Origin of the sequence: Pseudomonas sp. BIGb0278 (genome assembly GCF_024809895.1) — a bacterium.
In the GTDB taxonomy this organism is placed as follows: Bacteria; Pseudomonadota; Gammaproteobacteria; order Pseudomonadales; family Pseudomonadaceae; genus Aquipseudomonas; species Aquipseudomonas shirazensis.
Window position 1 is genome coordinate 313454 of record NZ_JANUEL010000003.1, and the last position, 16123, is coordinate 329576.

The 16123-nt window shown below is 62.7% G+C and carries 15 protein-coding genes and 2 pseudogenes; 5 read left to right on the plus strand and 12 right to left on the minus strand.

The window, feature by feature from the left end; translation table 11 throughout:
* Positions 1-31 precede the first annotated feature (31 nt).
* The 3 genes and pseudogenes from M2396_RS24370 to M2396_RS14205 form a co-directional block, all read left to right on the plus strand.
* Positions 32-463: pseudogene (locus tag M2396_RS24370) on the plus strand (PAS domain-containing protein); the annotation flags it as partial.
* Positions 464-583: 120 nt separating this feature from the next.
* Positions 584-1015 (plus strand): annotated as a pseudogene (locus tag M2396_RS24375) (methyl-accepting chemotaxis protein); the annotation flags it as partial.
* 46 nt (positions 1016-1061) lie between these two features.
* Positions 1062-2486 carry a gamma-aminobutyraldehyde dehydrogenase gene (locus M2396_RS14205; RefSeq protein WP_259075609.1) on the plus strand — a complete coding sequence of 475 codons (1425 nt, stop codon included), beginning with the start codon at positions 1062-1064 and terminating at the stop codon, positions 2484-2486.
* A gap of 56 nt (positions 2487-2542) precedes the next feature.
* Here M2396_RS14205 and M2396_RS14210 read toward each other — a convergent pair whose 3' ends face one another.
* The 3 genes from M2396_RS14210 to M2396_RS14220 form a co-directional block, all read right to left on the minus strand.
* Positions 2543-3652, minus strand: a complete 1110-nt coding sequence (locus M2396_RS14210) for an NADH:flavin oxidoreductase/NADH oxidase (RefSeq protein ID WP_259075611.1) — start codon at positions 3650-3652, stop codon at positions 2543-2545.
* Between the two features lie 144 nt (positions 3653-3796).
* A complete protein-coding gene (gene recJ, locus M2396_RS14215) occupies positions 3797-5506 on the minus strand; it encodes a single-stranded-DNA-specific exonuclease RecJ (protein WP_259075612.1) in 1710 nt (569 codons plus the stop codon).
* Positions 5507-5536: 30 nt separating this feature from the next.
* Positions 5537-6079: a YaeQ family protein gene (locus tag M2396_RS14220; protein WP_103436278.1), complete on the minus strand. Its 543-nt coding sequence runs from the start codon at positions 6077-6079 to the stop codon at positions 5537-5539.
* Positions 6080-6210: 131 nt separating this feature from the next.
* Between M2396_RS14220 and M2396_RS14225 the strand changes: the two genes are divergently transcribed.
* Together M2396_RS14225 and M2396_RS14230 are read left to right on the plus strand one after the other, a co-directional pair.
* Complete coding sequence (locus M2396_RS14225) at positions 6211-7410, plus strand: CaiB/BaiF CoA-transferase family protein (RefSeq protein ID WP_101317120.1); 1200 nt, start codon at positions 6211-6213, stop codon at positions 7408-7410.
* A 14-nt stretch (positions 7411-7424) separates the two neighbouring features.
* Positions 7425-8306, plus strand: coding sequence for a TIGR02285 family protein (locus M2396_RS14230; RefSeq protein WP_409035102.1), 882 nt, complete (start codon positions 7425-7427; stop codon positions 8304-8306).
* 131 nt (positions 8307-8437) lie between these two features.
* Here the strand turns inward: M2396_RS14230 and M2396_RS14235 are convergent, their stop codons facing one another.
* From M2396_RS14235 to trmD, 9 genes are all read right to left on the minus strand, one after another.
* On the minus strand, positions 8438-8722 hold the full coding sequence (locus M2396_RS14235) for a DUF3509 domain-containing protein (protein ID WP_101317115.1): 285 nt from the start codon (positions 8720-8722) through the stop codon (positions 8438-8440).
* Between the two features lie 75 nt (positions 8723-8797).
* A complete protein-coding gene (locus M2396_RS14240) occupies positions 8798-9238 on the minus strand; it encodes a response regulator (RefSeq protein WP_181088589.1) in 441 nt (146 codons plus the stop codon).
* Between the two features lie 487 nt (positions 9239-9725).
* A complete protein-coding gene (gene thrC, locus M2396_RS14245) occupies positions 9726-11135 on the minus strand; it encodes a threonine synthase (protein ID WP_101317111.1) in 1410 nt (469 codons plus the stop codon).
* Positions 11136-11189: 54 nt separating this feature from the next.
* A complete protein-coding gene (locus M2396_RS14250) occupies positions 11190-12494 on the minus strand; it encodes a homoserine dehydrogenase (RefSeq protein WP_101317109.1) in 1305 nt (434 codons plus the stop codon).
* 82 nt (positions 12495-12576) lie between these two features.
* Positions 12577-13329 carry a thioredoxin fold domain-containing protein gene (locus M2396_RS14255; RefSeq protein WP_103436272.1) on the minus strand — a complete coding sequence of 251 codons (753 nt, stop codon included), beginning with the start codon at positions 13327-13329 and terminating at the stop codon, positions 12577-12579.
* A gap of 154 nt (positions 13330-13483) precedes the next feature.
* Positions 13484-14380: a site-specific tyrosine recombinase XerD gene (xerD, locus tag M2396_RS14260; protein WP_101317105.1), complete on the minus strand. Its 897-nt coding sequence runs from the start codon at positions 14378-14380 to the stop codon at positions 13484-13486.
* Between the two features lie 81 nt (positions 14381-14461).
* Positions 14462-14872, minus strand: coding sequence for an acyl-CoA thioesterase (locus tag M2396_RS14265; protein WP_188035502.1), 411 nt, complete (start codon positions 14870-14872; stop codon positions 14462-14464).
* Between the two features lie 102 nt (positions 14873-14974).
* Positions 14975-15325 carry a 50S ribosomal protein L19 gene (rplS, locus tag M2396_RS14270; protein ID WP_023629812.1) on the minus strand — a complete coding sequence of 117 codons (351 nt, stop codon included), beginning with the start codon at positions 15323-15325 and terminating at the stop codon, positions 14975-14977.
* 42 nt (positions 15326-15367) lie between these two features.
* Complete coding sequence (gene trmD, locus M2396_RS14275) at positions 15368-16120, minus strand: tRNA (guanosine(37)-N1)-methyltransferase TrmD (RefSeq protein ID WP_103436271.1); 753 nt, start codon at positions 16118-16120, stop codon at positions 15368-15370.
* Positions 16121-16123 lie beyond the last annotated feature (3 nt).

Sequence of the window (16123 nt, forward strand, 5' to 3'; positions counted from 1 at the left end):
GCTCAGTTGCCGGGGCGCCGACGGTCGCCCGGTGCTACTTCAGCTATGCTGGTTGCGCGACGCGCTGGGCCAACATCACGGCTACGGCTGCGCCAGCCCCGGCACCAGCCGCCGTGACCGGGACGGGCTGGAGTTGTACAACGCCCTTGACCATTCCACCGCCATCATCCAGTTCAACCTCAACGGCATGGTGCTCGACGCCAACAAAGCCTTTCTCAACACCATGGGCTATGGCCTGACGCAGATTCTCGGCAAGCACCACCGCATGTTCTGCTCTGCCGAGGACGCCGCCTGCGCCGACTACACCCAGTTCTGGCAAGCGCTCAATCGCGGGCAGTTCGTGGCGGGGCGCTTTCGTCGTATCGACGCCCGCGGCAATAGCGTATGGCTTGAAGCGACCTACAACCCGATCAAGGACCAGCACGGTCGCCTCTACAAGGTGGCCAAGTTCGCCAATGTGGTAACCGAACAGGTGGAAAAGGCCGACCTCGTGCGCCGCGCTGCCGACCTCGCCCATGATGTTTCGCTGACCACCGAGCACAGCGCACAGCAAGGCCTGACAGTAGTCATGCAGGCCGCGTCGGCCATGCAATCCATCGCCGGGGAAATGGCCAGCGTTGGCCAGGACATGCAAGCGCTGCAGGCGCAGTCGCTGAACATTGGTGCGATCGTCGAGATCATCGGCGGGATCGCGGCGCAGACCAACCTGCTGGCACTCAATGCGGCCATCGAGGCCGCCCGTGCCGGCGATCAGGGCCGTGGCTTTGCTGTGGTTGCTGATGAAGTCAGGCGCCTGGCCGCGCGCACTACCGAGGCCACCCGGGACATTTTCGAGGTAGTGCGTCTGAACCGAGAACTGGCCGATGGCGCCTTCAAAGGCATTCAGAACAGCCGCGAGCATGCCTGCGCGGTGCAGGACTTGGCCAGCCAGGCCGGCAACGCGATGGACGAAATCAGCCGCGGCGCACGCCAGGTCGTCGAGGTCACCAGCCGGGTAGCCAATGAGCTGCAGTGAGTGGTCTACGCTATCGACCATCGCAAATGCCTCGGAGGATTGCCCCATGCACACCCAGATGCTGATCAACGGCCAACTGGTGGCCGGTGAAGGCCCAGTCTGGACCGTACTCGACCCAGCCGCAGGCACTGCCCTGGCGCAGATCAGCGAGGCCAGCGAGGCGCAGGTCGACAGCGCCGTGCGCGCCGCCGACAGCGCCTTTGCCAGTTGGTCGCAGACCAGCCCGAAAGACCGCTCGCTGGCCCTGCTGGCGCTGGCCGATGCCATTGAGCAACACGGCGAAGAACTGGCCAGCCTCGAATCGCAGAACTGCGGCAAGCCCCTCGCCGCCGCCCTCAATGACGAGATCCCGGCCATTGTCGACGTGTTTCGCTATTTCGCCGGGGCGGCGCGCTGCCTGGGCGGTTCGGCGGCAGGGGAGTATCTGCCGGGGCACACCTCGATGGTGCGGCGTGACCCATTGGGCGTGGTCGCCTCGATTGCGCCGTGGAACTACCCGCTGATGATGCTCGCGTGGAAGATCGCGCCGGCACTGGCCGCAGGCAACACCGTGGTGCTCAAGCCCTCCGAGCTGACCCCGCTGACAGCGCTGCGCCTGGCCGAGCTGGCCCGCGAGATCTTCCCGGCCGGTGTGTTGAACATTTTGTTTGGCCGTGGCGCGACTGTGGGCACGCCGCTGGTCACTCATCCGCGCGTACGCATGGTATCGCTGACCGGCTCGATCCCGACCGGGGCGAACATCATCGGCGCCACTGCCGCCAGCGTGAAGCGCATGCACATGGAGTTGGGCGGCAAGGCGCCAGTGCTGATCTTCGATGACGCCGATCTCGATGCGGCCGTCGCTGGCATTCGCAGCTTTGGTTTCTACAATGCCGGCCAGGACTGCACCGCCGCCTGCCGGCTGTATGTGCAGGACGCCATCTACGATGACTTCGTCGAGCGCCTGGGCCAGGCTGTCGCCAGCATCAAGCCAGGACCTCAGGATGCGGCCGACACCGAACTCGGCCCACTGATCAGTGCGCAACACCGCGACAAGGTAGCAGGCATGGTGCAACGCGCCCTCGACCAGCCGCATATCCGCCTGGTCACTGGCGGCAAGGTGTTGGAGGGTGCAGGCTTCTTCTACGCGCCGACCCTGCTGGCCGACGTGCTGCAGGACGACGAGATCGCCCGTCATGAGGTGTTCGGCCCGGTGGTCACCGTCACTCGCTTTGCCGACGAAGCCCAGGCGCTGGAGTGGGCCAACGACTCCGAGTACGGCCTGGCCTCATCGGTGTGGACCACTGACGTGGGCCGCGCGCACCGCCTTGCCGCACGCCTGCAATACGGCTGCACCTGGGTCAACACGCACTTCATGCTGATCAGCGAGATGCCCCACGGCGGGCAGAAGCAATCGGGCTACGGCAAGGATATGTCGATGTATGGGCTGGAGGACTACACCTGTGTCCGCCATGTGATGTTCAAGCACTAGCCGTGTTGGCTGCCTTGTCGCCGTCTTCTGTCGACGACAAGGCAGCCACATCAACGTCAGGCGTCGCGCAGGTCGGACTCGTGAATCGGGTTGGCGCGGTGGGTTGCCCGTTGGTATTGCGCTGGCCACGTGGCCTTGTTGCCACCCAGATCGTCGTCGGCATGCAGCGGCCAGTACGGATCACGCAGCAGTTCACGGGCGAGGAAGATCAGGTCAGCCTGCCCCGTGCGCAGAATGTGCTCGGCCTGGGCGGGTTCGGTGATCATGCCGACGGTGCCGGTGGCAATCTCCGCCTCTTTGCGCACGCGCTCGGCAAAGCGCGTTTGATAGCCCGGGCCGGTGGGAATCTCGGCGTTGACCGAAGTGCCGCCCGACGACACGTCGATCAAGTCCACCCCTAGCGCACGCAGGCGGCGCGCCAGCTCGACGGTTTCGTCAGGGTTCCAGCCGTCTTCGACCCAATCGGTGGCCGACACCCGGACGAACAGCGGCAGCTCTTTGGGCCATACCGCACGCACAGCCTCGGTAATCTGAAGGGTAAAGCGAATGCGGTTTTCGAAGCTGCTGCCGTATTCATCGCGGCGCTGGTTGCTCAGCGGCGAGAGAAACTGATGCAGCAGGTAGCCATGGGCAGCGTGCAGTTCGACCACCTTGAAACCCGCAGTGAGCGCGCGCTCGGCGGCTTTGACGAAGGCGTCGATGATCTCCTGGATCTCGCCGGTACTCAGCTCACGCGGTGCAGTGTGCTCCGGGTCGAAGGCTATTTTCGACGGGCCGACCGGCTGCCAGCCGCCGTCCTCCGGTTTGATGCTGCCGTGCTTGCCCAGCCAGGGCCGATGAGTGCTGGCCTTGCGCCCGGCATGGGCCAGCTGAATGGCGGGTACCGAACCCTGGGCAGTGATAAAGCGGGTGATGCGCTGCAGCGGCGCGATCTGCTGGTCATCCCACAGACCGAGGTCTTCAGCGGTAATCCGACCATCGGCAGTGACCGCCACGGCTTCGGTGAAGACCAGCCCGGCCCCGCCTACGGCACGGCTGCCCAAGTGCACGAGATGCCAGTCATTGGCCAAGCCATCGGCCGCCGAATACTGGCACATCGGCGACACGGCGATGCGGTTGGGCAGGGTCAACTGGCGGAGGGTGTAGGGCTCTAACAGCAGGCTCATGGGGGATCTCCCTGGGACTCCAAATGGGTGACCGGCCCGGGCACTGATGTGCAGCCGTGGCCTGGTACCGGTTCTCTTGAGCCTAGACCAGTTTGCTGCGACCAGGGTTCAGCCCGGTCGCAGGAGTATCCCTGCAGCAGCCGGTTAGCGTGGTTCGATGTGCGCGATCATCAGTTGCACGCTTTCGTTGCCGCGAAACTCGTTGACGTCCAGCTTGTAGGCCAGCTCGACCCAACGCACGGTGGGGTTGGGCCAGACTTCGCGGTCGATACCGAAGGCAATACCGTCGAGCTTGACCGCACCGCACTCGCTCTTGAGCACCACCTTCAAATGCCGCTCGCCGACCACACGCTGCTCAACCAGCTGGAACACACCATGGAACAGCGGCTCGGGAAAATGCTGGCCCCACGGGCCGGCGTTGCGCAGGGCGCGGGCCAGGTCCAAGTGGAATTCTTCAACCGCAAGGGTGCCGTCGGTCAGCAACCGCCCGGTCAGGTCGTCTTCATTGAGCTGACGCCGGGTTTCTTCGTCGAACGCGGCGGCAAACGCCGGGAAGTTCTCTGCCGGCAGCGACAAACCGGCGGCCATGGCGTGACCACCAAACTTGCTGATCAGTTGCGGGTGACGCGCAGCCACGGCATCCAGCGCATCGCGGATATGAAAGCCTGGCACCGAACGCGCCGAGCCCTTGAGCACGCCCTCACCCGCATCGGCAAAGGCAATGGTCGGGCGGTGGTAACGTTCTTTCAGGCGCGAGGCGAGGATACCGATCACGCCCTGGTGCCACTGGGCATCGAACAGGCACAGGCCATACGGCATCGACTCCAGCGGCAGGTCCTTAAGCTGGGCCAGCGCCTCGCGCTGCATGCCCTGCTCGATCGACTTGCGGTCCTGGTTGAGGCCGTCCAACTGCTCGGCCATGTCGCGGGCCAGCGCCGGGTCGTCACAAAGCAGGCATTCGATGCCCAGGCTCATGTCGTCCAGCCGGCCTGCGGCGTTCAGGCGCGGGCCGAGGATAAAGCCCAGATCGGTCGAGGTGATGCGCTGGTAGTCACGGCGAGCGACTTCCAGGATCGCCTTCAAGCCAGCGCGGGCGCGACCGGCACGAATTCGCTCGAGGCCCTGATGGACCAGGATGCGGTTATTGGCATCCAGCGGCACCACGTCGGCGACACTGCCCAGCGCGACCAGGTCGAGCAGCTCGCCGATGTTCGGTTGCGCCTGGGTCTGGTAACGGCCAAGGCTGCGCAAACGCGCGCGCAAGGCCATCAGCACGTAGAAGATCACCCCTACCCCGGCCAGCGACTTGCTGGGGAACTCGCAGCCTGGCTGGTTCGGGTTGACGATGGCGTCGGCGTCCGGCAAGTGCTGGCCGGGCAAGTGGTGGTCGGTCACCAGCACCTTGTGCCCGGCCGCCTTGGCAGCGGCAACGCCCTCGACACTGGAAATACCGTTGTCGACGGTGACCAGCAGCTGCGGCTGGCGCTGCAGCGCGACTTCGACGATTTCCGGGGTCAGGCCATAGCCGTACTCGAAGCGGTTTGGCACCAGATAGTCGACATGCGCCGCGCCCAGCAGCCGCAGGCCCAGCACGCCAACGGTGCTGGCGGTGGCGCCATCGGCATCGAAGTCGCCGACGATGAGGATACGCTGGCGCTGGTCCAGCGCCTCGACCAGCAGATCGACCGCCGCATCGATGCCCTTGAGCTGCTGATACGGCAGCAGACGGGCCAGGCTCTTGTCCAGCTCAGCCTCCGATTGCACGCCGCGAGCGGCGTACAGGCGGGTCAGCAACGGCGGCAAGGCACCCAGAAAAGGCAGGGTGGGCGGCAACGGGCGGGGTTCGATACGCATGGGGTCTTCAGCAGTCTATAAAGGTTGAAATCAGCCGCGCTCGCCGAGCAGCCACTGCAGCTGCACTTCGTGCTGGCCGCGGTCGTCGGTGACGAACACCGTGCCTTCGCTGATCATCACATCCCACTTGATCACCCGCGGCATGTCCTTGGCGATGACTTCCAGCACATCTTGCGGGACGGCAGCGATGTTGACGTTTTTCAGGTTCTTGATCGCGCCGAGCACTTTGGTTTCCCACACGCGCAGGCTGCCATAGGCGAGCAGGCTGGTGCGCTCGGTGCGACGCGAGCACCAGGTCAGTCGATCAGCGTCGGGCTGGCCGACTTCGATCCAGTGCAGGACGCGATCATCCAGGCTCTTTTCCCACAGCGCAGGCTCGTCGACGTCCGACAGACCACGGCCGAACGACAGTTGCTCGTTGTACCAGAGCGCGTAGGCGAGCAGGCGCACGGCCATGCGCTCTTCGGTTTCCGAAGGGTGGCGGGCGATGGTCTGCTTGACGCTTTCGTAGACGTTGCGGTCGAGGTCGGTCAGGTTCAGTTCGAACTTGTAGGTGGTGGACGGCTGGGCCATGGGTGACGGGCTTCTAGCTGGAGAAAGTCGGCTAGTCTAACTGATCCTGCCCTGCTTGCGTCGCGACAGTATCTGCCGCAGGCGAGCTGTGATAAAACCAGCGCTTTGTTTCTGCCGCCACGGATGCCCCCATGCCCACGCCCAGCAAACCCCTCGCCGGCCTCAAAGTCATCGAGCTCGGGACCCTGATCGCCGGCCCCTTTGCGTCGCGCATCTGCGCCGAATTCGGCGCCGAGGTGATCAAGGTCGAATCGCCCGACGGCGGTGATCCGCTGCGCAAATGGCGCAAGCTGTATGAAGGCACGTCGTTGTGGTGGTTCGTCCAGGCGCGCAACAAACAGTCGCTGACGCTGAACCTCAAGCACGAGGAAGGTCGCGAGATCCTCAAGCGGCTACTGGCCGAAGCCGACATCCTGATCGAGAACTTCCGCCCCGGCGTGCTGGAAAAACTCGGCCTGGGCTGGGACGTGCTGCATGCGCTGAACCCGCGCCTGGTCATGGTGCGCCTGTCGGGCTTCGGCCAGACCGGGCCGATGAAAGACCAGCCAGGCTTCGGTGCGGTCGGCGAATCGATGGGTGGCTTGCGTTACATCACCGGCTTCGATGATCGCCCGCCCGTGCGTACCGGTATCTCCATCGGCGACTCGATTGCCGCCCTGTGGGGCGTGATCGGTGCATTGATGGCGCTGCGTCACCGCGAGGTCAATGGTGGTGCCGGGCAAGTGGTCGATGTGGCGCTGTATGAAGCGATCTTCGCCATGATGGAAAGCATGGTGCCGGAATTCGACGTGTTCGGTTTTATCCGCGAGCGCACCGGCAACATCATGCCCGGCATCACTCCCTCATGCATCCACACCAGCGCCGACGGCAAGCATGTGCAGATCGGCGCCAACGGCGATGCGATCTTCAAGCGCTTCATGCAGGCAATCGGCCGCGACGACCTGGCCGATGACCCAACCCTGGCCAGCAACGACGGCCGCGACCTGCGCCGTGACGAGCTTTACGGCGTGATCGATCGCTGGGTCAATGGCTTGCCGCTGGAACAGGTACTGGAGGTTTTGAACACCGCGCAGGTGCCGGCCAGCCGGATCTACTCGGCAGAGGACATGTTCAGCGACCCGCAGTTTCTGGCCCGCGAAATGTTCCTGCAGGGCCGCTTGCCCGATGGCAAAGCGTTCAAGATGCCCGGCATCGTGCCGAAGCTGTCCGACACGCCAGGCTCGACTGAATGGGTTGGCCCGGCGCTGGGCGAACACACCACGGCGCTGCTCAGCGGGCTTGGCTACGATGCTGCAGCCATTGCCCGGCTGCGCAAGGACGGCGCGGTCTGAACCGCGCCGCCGTGGTGTTCAGGCTCAAGTTACGCTGGCTGCTGACGCTTGCAGTTAGCTGCGCGCTGCTGCCCGGCGTAGCCACGGCCAAGGAAAAGCTGCTGTGGCTGATCCGCGATCTGCCGCCCTTCACGATCTTTGAAGGGCCTGAACAAGGCCAGGGCGTGCTCGACCGCATGCTGCCGCTGCTGATCGCGCAGATGCCCGAGTACGAGCACAGCATCGTCCGGGTCAACCGCGCCCGCGGCATCCAGATGCTGCAAGAGCCCTCCTTCACCTGCGACCCTACCCTGCTGTGGACCCCGGAGCGGGCCAAGTACGCTTATTTCTCCAGCCCGACCATGGCCACGTTGAGCAGCGGCCTGTTGGTGCGCAACGAGGACCAGGCGCTGATCGAACCTTACCTGCAAGGCGACAGCGTCGACCTCAAACGCCTACTGACCCAGAGCACGTTGAAGCTCGGGATTGTTGCCGAGCGCAGTTACAGCGCCTCGGTCGATAAGTTGCTCAGGCAACTGCCCGACAGCGCTTTCAACCGTCACTACGGCACCGAAGCGACCGCCAGCTTGCTGCAGATGCAGCAGTTGGGCCGTTTGCAGCTGGTGCTGGGTTACTGGCCAGAGTTGCGCTACCTGCTCAATCAGCAAGGCGCGGATACGCACAGTTACCGTTTTTATCCGATCCAGAGCGTGCAGCCCTACCAGCTAATGCATGTCGCCTGTTCCGACACACCGCTCGGGCGTGAGGCGATCGGCCATATCGACAAACTGTTGCCGGCGCTGCGCCGTGACACATTGCCGGATCTGTATGCCCGCTGGCTAGATCCAGAGCAGCGCGAAGCGTATATGCAGCGGGCCGCAGAGCTGGCCGACGATCAGGCCTACGCCACGCCCTGAGCCAGAAAAAAGAAACCCCGGTCGCTGGGGAAGACGACCGGGGTCAAGCGAAAGTCATCTGGACTTTCCGTGGCAGCTCAACGTCACCGGAGCAAAGCGCCGCTGGGCTGCCATTAGCAAATAAGACGCAATCAGCTGGCAAAGGTTCCGTGAATCGGTTGGCGCTGCTGCAGGGCAGCGATCACACAAGGCTGCAGACGTCCTTCGGCAATCTGCACATCCCGATGCAGGCCATCGACCAGATCTATCAGCAGGCTCTGTTCCTGCAATTGTCGCGAGGTGACAGCCCGTTGCAGGGTGACATTGCCTTGAGGGTCACGCAGAACCAGTTGCCGATTGCCATTGGCATCGGCGGCGGCAAGGTGAGCTTGGTAAGGGGTCAGAGCATCATTGAGCAGTCTGCAAATTCTTTCCATCCGGCGCACTCACTTGTTTTTTGGCTATATGGGTACTGACCCTTGGCGGCCGCAGAAAGTTCGTTGCTGCGGGGTTCAGTGAGCATGCGCGCGCATCATGACAGTTTGAAAATCGCTCACAGCAGGCTTATGGCGGCTGCCACCTACTCGCTGCAGCGTTCGTTGCAATGCTGGCATCGACAAAGGCCAGGCCAGTTCGTTGACCACCCACAAGCCTTTTTGCCGGGCCTGCTGGGCGATATCAAGATGCGCGGGACGGGGCTGACCGATCAACAGCAACGCCGTAGATGGGCAGGTCAAGCTCAGGTGCTGCAGCAACGCCTTGCCGTCGGCACTGGGCATGGCGTGGTCGATGATCAGCAGATCAGGTGCACGCCGGCGAGCCAGCAAGGTTGTGGCGATGACCAGGTTGTCGGCGATGCGCACATTGAATATGCCCTGAGCATTGCAAGCCTGATGCAGGCTGATCTGCTGGGCGGGACGAGTGTGATAGATGACGACGTTGAGCCGGTACATAGGGCGCTCCTGAGCGCCGCGCGCCCGGGTTGAAGTAGCGCCAACTGTAGAAAGGGTCAAGTGCGAGGGATATAGGAAAAGGCTGAAAGTGCGAACAGGACAATCCGTGAATGGGGTCTGCTTCGCAGACCTTCGCGGGTGAACCCGCTCCCACAGGATGCGATGCTCTCAGCAGACCTTTGGTTCGACGCTCCAGCAACCTCGCTTCCATACTGCACACCACTCCTGGCAACGCGAACTCTGTGGGAGCGGGTTCACCCGCGAAGCGGCCCCGCTGTTAATCTGCGCCAGCGCAGCGAGGCGTGCTTTTGATCTTGATCTGCTTTTGATGTTGATCCACCGGCGACTCAGGAGGCCGAGCGCAGGTCTTGCGAAGGGAGGTGACGGCCCATGGATGGCCGGCAAGCGCTGCGGGCCAGGATGGCCCGTACAGCGCGGTCCCCCGGGAGCAAGACCGGAGCGAGGGGACCGTCCCCCAGCTACCCCATCACAATGGCTTACCGCGATTGCCATGCTGGCTAACAAACCCCTGCACCACTTTCAGGTCATTGGCCAACACCGTACACCGCTCTTCCCGCTCAAACAGGTCAGTCAGGTGCGCCGGCAATTCCAACGCCTTGCCCACCCCAGCCTTCTCCACCGCCTCGGGGAACTTGACCGGATGCGCCGTCCCCAACACCACCATCGGCGTATCCAGACTGCGCCGGCACTCACGCGCAGCATGCACGCCAATCGCCGTGTGCGGATCCAGCACCTCACCCGTGCTGGCAAACACCTCGGCAATGGTCGTGCAGGTCTGCTCGTCACTGACCGCCAGCGAATCGAACAGCTTGCGCGCCTCGGTCCAGCGGTCTTGCTCGACGCTGAAACCACCACCCTGCTTGAAGTTGGCCATCAACTCGGCAATCGCCGCACCGTTGCGCCCGTGCAGGTCGAACAGCAGCCGCTCGAAGTTGGACGAAACCATGATGTCCATCGACGGCGACAGGGTCGCGTGCAGGGTTTCCTTGACGTACTGATTGCCGCTCATGAAGCGGTGCAGGATGTCGTTACGGTTGGTTGCGACGATCAGCTGGCTGATCGGCAGGCCCATGTTGCGCGCCAGGTAACCGGCGAAGATGTCGCCGAAGTTGCCGGTCGGCACCGAGAACGCCACCGAACGCGCCGGCCCGCCCAACTGCAGGGCGGCGTGGAAGTAGTAGACGATCTGGGCCATGATCCGCGCCCAGTTGATCGAGTTGACTGCCACCAGGCGCGTGCCTTTGAGGAACGACTGGTCGGCGAAGCTGGCCTTGACCATCTCCTGGCAATCGTCGAAGTTGCCTTCGATGGCAATGTTGTGGATGTTTTCGCCAAAGATGGTGGTCATCTGCCGGCGCTGCACTTCCGATACGCGCTGATGCGGGTGCAGGATGAAGATGTCGACGTTGTCGCAACGGCGGCAGCCTTCGATAGCTGCCGAGCCGGTATCGCCGCTGGTAGCACCGACGATCACCACGCGCTCGTTGCGCTTGGCCAATACGTGATCGAGCAGGCGGCCGAGCAGTTGCAGAGCAAAGTCCTTGAACGCCAGGGTCGGGCCGTGGAACAACTCCAGTACCCATTCATTGGAGCCAAGCTGACGCAGCGGCGCCACTGCCGCATGGGCGAAGGCGCCGTAGGTTTCTTCGAGGATCTTCTTGAAGTCGGCGTCGGCAATGCTGCCGGCCACGAACGGGCGCATCACCCGGAAGGCCAGCTCGTGGTATGGCAGGCCGGCCCACGAGGCGATTTCTTCCTGGGTAAAACGCGGCAGGTTCTCCGGCACATACAGGCCGCCATCACTGGCGAGACCGGCAAGCAGGACGTCTTCGAAGTTCAGGGCCGGTGCCTGGCCGCGAGTGCTGATATAGCGCATGGTGCAAACCTTCAATGCTGGGGCCCGGGCCGCAGACGCGGCCCGACGGCGAAATTAGTTGAGCTGCTCGACGCGGATGCGCACGACCTTGCCGACTACATCCTGCAGGCTCTCCAGAGCCAGGATCGCGTCGTTGATGTGCTCCTCGACCACGCGATGAGTGACCAGGATCATCGGCACCAGGCCGTCCTGCTCCTCGGCTTCCTTCTGCATGATCGACTCGATGTTGATCCCGCGCTCGGAGAGGATGCTCGCGACCTGAGCCAGCACACCGGGGTGATCCTTGGCCTGGATGCGCAGGTAGTAGGCGCTCTGGCAGGCTTCGATCGGCAGGATCGGGTGGGCCGACAGCGAATCCGGCTGGAAGGCCAGGTGCGGCACGCGGTTTTCCGGGTCGCAGGTCATCGCCCGTACCACGTCGACAAGGTCGGCGATCACCGACGAAGCAGTCGGCTCCATGCCGGCGCCAGCGCCGTAGTACAGCGTGGAACCCGCGGCATCGCCATTGACCATGACCGCGTTCATCACGCCATTGACGTTGGCGATCAGGCGGTCGCTCGGGATCAGCGTCGGGTGCACGCGCAGCTCGATACCGGCTTCGGTGCTACGAGCCACGCCCAGGTGCTTGATGCGATAGCCCAGTGCTTCGGCATAGTTGACGTCAGCAGTGGTCAGCTGAGTGATGCCTTCGGTGTAGGCCTTGTCGAACTGCAGCGGGATACCAAAGGCAATCGAGGCCAGGATGGTCAGCTTGTGCGCTGCATCGATGCCTTCGACGTCGAAGGTCGGATCGGCTTCGGCGTAACCCAACGCCTGCGCTTCGGCCAGCACATCGGGGAACGCCCGGCCTTTTTCGCGCATTTCGGTGAGGATGAAGTTACCGGTGCCGTTGATGATCCCGGCCAGCCAGTTGATGCGGTTGGCCGAAAGCCCTTCGCGGATCGCCTTGATCACCGGAATACCACCGGCAACGGCGGCTTCGAAAGCAACGATAACGCCCTTCTCGCGCGCCTTGGCAAAGATCTCGTTGCCATGCACGGCGATCAGCGCCTTGTTCGCGGTAACCACATGTTTGCCGTTTTCGATGGCCTTGAGGACCAGGTCACGGGCAATGGTGTAGCCGCCGATCAGTTCGATGACGACGTCGATTTCCGGGTTGCTGGCAACCTCGAACACGTCAGCGGTAATGGGGGTACCGGTAATCTGACAGTTCGGGTTCTGCGAGCGCATGGCAATCTGAGCAACTTCAATACCGCGCCCGGCACGACGGGCAATCTCCTCGGCGTTGCGTTGAAGTACATTGAAGGTACCGCCACCGACGGTCCCCAACCCACAGATGCCTACTTTGACCGGTTTCACTGTGAACTCCCCATAGGACGGCCGGCACTCGGCCGACCGTGAAAACTACCGCCGCCGCATGGCGACGGCGCACTGAATTGGATTACTTGCTGCCGGCAGCCAGGGCCAGCTTGGCCACTTGCGGGGCTGGCTGGTAACCAGGAATCACCTGCCCGCTTTCGAGCACGATGGCTGGCGTACCGTTGACACCGATCGACTGGCCCAACTGGAACTGTTTGCCCACCGGGTTGACGCACTTGGCCGCTTTGACGTCCTTGCCATCGGCCATCTTGTCCATCGCCGCGCGGCGGTCGCTGGAGCACCAGACGGCCTGCAACTGCTCGTCACCGGTCGAACCCAGGCCCTGGCGCGGGAAGGCGACATAGCGCACTTCGATACCGCGACGGTTGAGCTCGGGTACTTCGGCGTGCAGCTTGTGGCAGTACGGGCAGGTGGTGTCGGTGAACACGGTGATATGCGACTTGGTCTCGCCCTTGGCAGGATAAACCACCATCTCGGCAGCTGGAATGCCGTTGATGAGCTTGGCGATACCCTGGCGCTCGGTCTTCTCGGTCAGGTTGACCGGCTTGCCGTCGGCGATCTGGAACAGATAACCCTGCATGACGAACTGGCCGTCGGCGCTGGCGTAGAGCACGCGGCCGCCCTGCAGCTTGACTTCATAGAGGCCATTGAGCGGGCTGCTGGCGACGCTCTCGATCGGCACTTCCAGCTCGAGGGTCTGCAGGCTCTTGCGGATTGCCTGCTCGGCGCCATTGTTGGTTTCGCTGGTTGCAGCCACAGCAAAGGTACTGGCCAGCGCCAAGGCGGCGGCGGCAATGATACGGGTCACGCGCATGGGGTACTCCTGAAGACGGACCGGGCCGAAGACGTCACCTGCGGGTAAAAAACCGCGGCGACCGTGCGGCCCTTGGTGCAAACCGCCCAAGCCTACCACATCAGGCTGTGCTGAATGAGCCCTCAGCGACCGCTCGGCGCAACATGAATTTGCTTCATCCACGCGGATGGTGCTGTGCGTGCAGCTGCTGCAGCCGAGCCTTGGCTACATGGGTGTAGATCTGCGTGGTCGACAGGTCACTGTGGCCCAGCAGCATCTGCACCACGCGCAGGTCTGCACCGTGATTGAGCAGGTGCGTGGCAAAGGCATGACGCAGGGTGTGCGGCGACAGGGCCTTGTCGATTCCGGCAACCTTGGCCTGGTGCTTGATCCGGTGCCAGAAGGTCTGCCGGGTCATCTGCTCGCCGCGCAGGCTGGGGAACAGCACGTCGCTGGGGCGCTCGTTGAGCAGCTCAGGGCGGCCATGACGCACATAGCGCTCCAGCCACAGCACAGCTTCCTCACCCATTGGCACCAGCCGTTCCTTGCTACCCTTGCCCATTACCCGCACCACGCCCTGGCGCAGATTGACCTGATCAAGGGTCAGACTGATCAGTTCGGTAACGCGCAAACCACAGGCATACAACACCTCGAGCATGGCCCGATCACGCTGACCAATAGCCTCGCTGAGATCCGGCGCCTGCAGCAACGCCTCGACGTCAGCCTCCGACAGCGACTTGGGCAGTGGCTTGCCCAGTTGCGGCATGTCGATCTGCAGGGTGGGATCGACCGCGATCAGCTTCTCCCGCAGCAGGTAGCGAAAGAAGCCACGCAGGCCGGAGATGAAACGCGCCGTCGAGCGCGGTTTGTAACCCTGATCGAGGCGCCAGGCCAGGTGATCGAGAATCAACGTGCGACCAGCATCTGGCAGGGCAACGCCATGCTCCTGCAGCCAGCCGTTGAACAGCGCAAGGTCACTGCGGTAGGACACGCGGGTGTTGTCGGACAGGCCTTTCTCAAGCCATAGCGCATCGAGAAACTGGTCAATCAAAGGGTGGTCGAGGGCGGGCATGCACAGTCGCTATCCAGGGAAGATGGGCTGAGTGTTTCACAGCCACCGACACGCTGTCATCGGCGCTCCGCGCTGCAGCCGTCAGAACCCGGCCAGCACCGGCACCGGGCGTTTGTCCTCGTCGATGGCGACAAAGCTGAAGACCCCATGAATGGCGCGCTCGCGGCCATCCAGATACATGTTCTCGACGAACACATCGACCTGCACCTGCAAGCTGGTATTGCCCACCTTGATCACAGTGCCGACCAGCTCGACGATGGTTCCGGCCGGGATCGGGTGTTTGAAGTCGATGCGATCGGTCGACACGGTCACCAACGGCAAGCGGCAAAAGCGCGTTGCGGCGATGAACGACACTTCATCCATCCAGGCCAGCGCGGTGCCGCCAAACAAGGTGTTGTGGTGGTTGGTGGTGTTGGGGAACACCGCCTTGGTCACGCGGGTTATCGACAGTTCGGTGCGGCGCTGGATTTCCTGCTCGCGGGTATTGGTCATGGTTATGTCACATCACTAAGGCAAGGTTGCAGAAAGCAAAAAAGCAGCCCGAAGGCTGCTTTTTTTCTCGCATGGCGGCCGCAGCCGCCAGTCAAACTGTACTCAGGACAGTTTTTCTTTGATGCGAGCGGCTTTGCCGGACAGGTCACGCAGGTAGTACAGCTTGGCTTTACGCACGTCACCACGACGTTTCACGGCCAGGCTGTCGATCTGCGGGCTGTAGGTCTGGAAGGTACGCTCAACGCCAACGCCGCTGGAGATCTTGCGCACGGTGAAGGCGCTGTTCAGACCGCGGTTACGCTTGGCGATAACAACGCCTTCGAATGCCTGCAGACGGGAACGATCACCTTCCTTCACTTTAACCTGGACGACAATGGTGTCGCCTGGTGCGAAGGTAGGGATTTCCTTGCTCATCTGCTCTGCTTCGAGCTGCTGGATGATTTTGTTAGTCATGCTGTGCTCCTAAGGTGGAAAACGTGATCCACCATCGATACGTTAACTATCGTTCCGCTCGCGGAGGTATTCCTCGAGCAGCTTTTTCTCTTCTCCAGAAAGTGAGCGACTTTCCAGAAGATCGGCGCGACGTTCGAAGGTCCTACCAAGGGACTGCTTCATCCGCCATCGCCGGATATGTGCATGGTTGCCACTTAGCAACACGTCGGGTACACGCTGATCCGCATACACCTCAGGTCGGGTGTAGTGCGGGCAATCCAGCAAGCCATCGGTGAAGGAATCTTCCTCCGCCGAGCCTACATGCCCTAAAGCTCCGGGCAGCAGCCGCGTAACCGCATCGATCAGTACCATGGCCGGCAGCTCGCCACCGGAAAGTACATAGTCACCAATCGACCACTCTTCATCGACATGAGCCTCAATAAAGCGCTCGTCAATGCCTTCGTATCGGCCGGCGATCAGGATCAAAGATTCCTGTTCGGCCAAGCCTTGAACCGCCTGCTGATCCAGCTTGCGGCCCTGTGGCGAGAGGTAGATCACCTTCGCCGTTGCTCCGGTCGCTTGCCTGGCGCTAGCCAGTGCATCTTCCAGAGGCTTGATCTTCATCACCATCCCCGGACCACCGCCAAACGGCCGATCATCCACCGTATGGTGACGATCTGTGGTGTAGTCCCGCGGATTCCAGCAAGTGACTTGCAACAAGCCCTGCTTCACCGCGCGGCTGGTAATGCCGTACTCAGTAATGGCCGAGAACATCTCGGGGAACAACGTGATGACTTCTACGCGAAGGTTACCCATCAG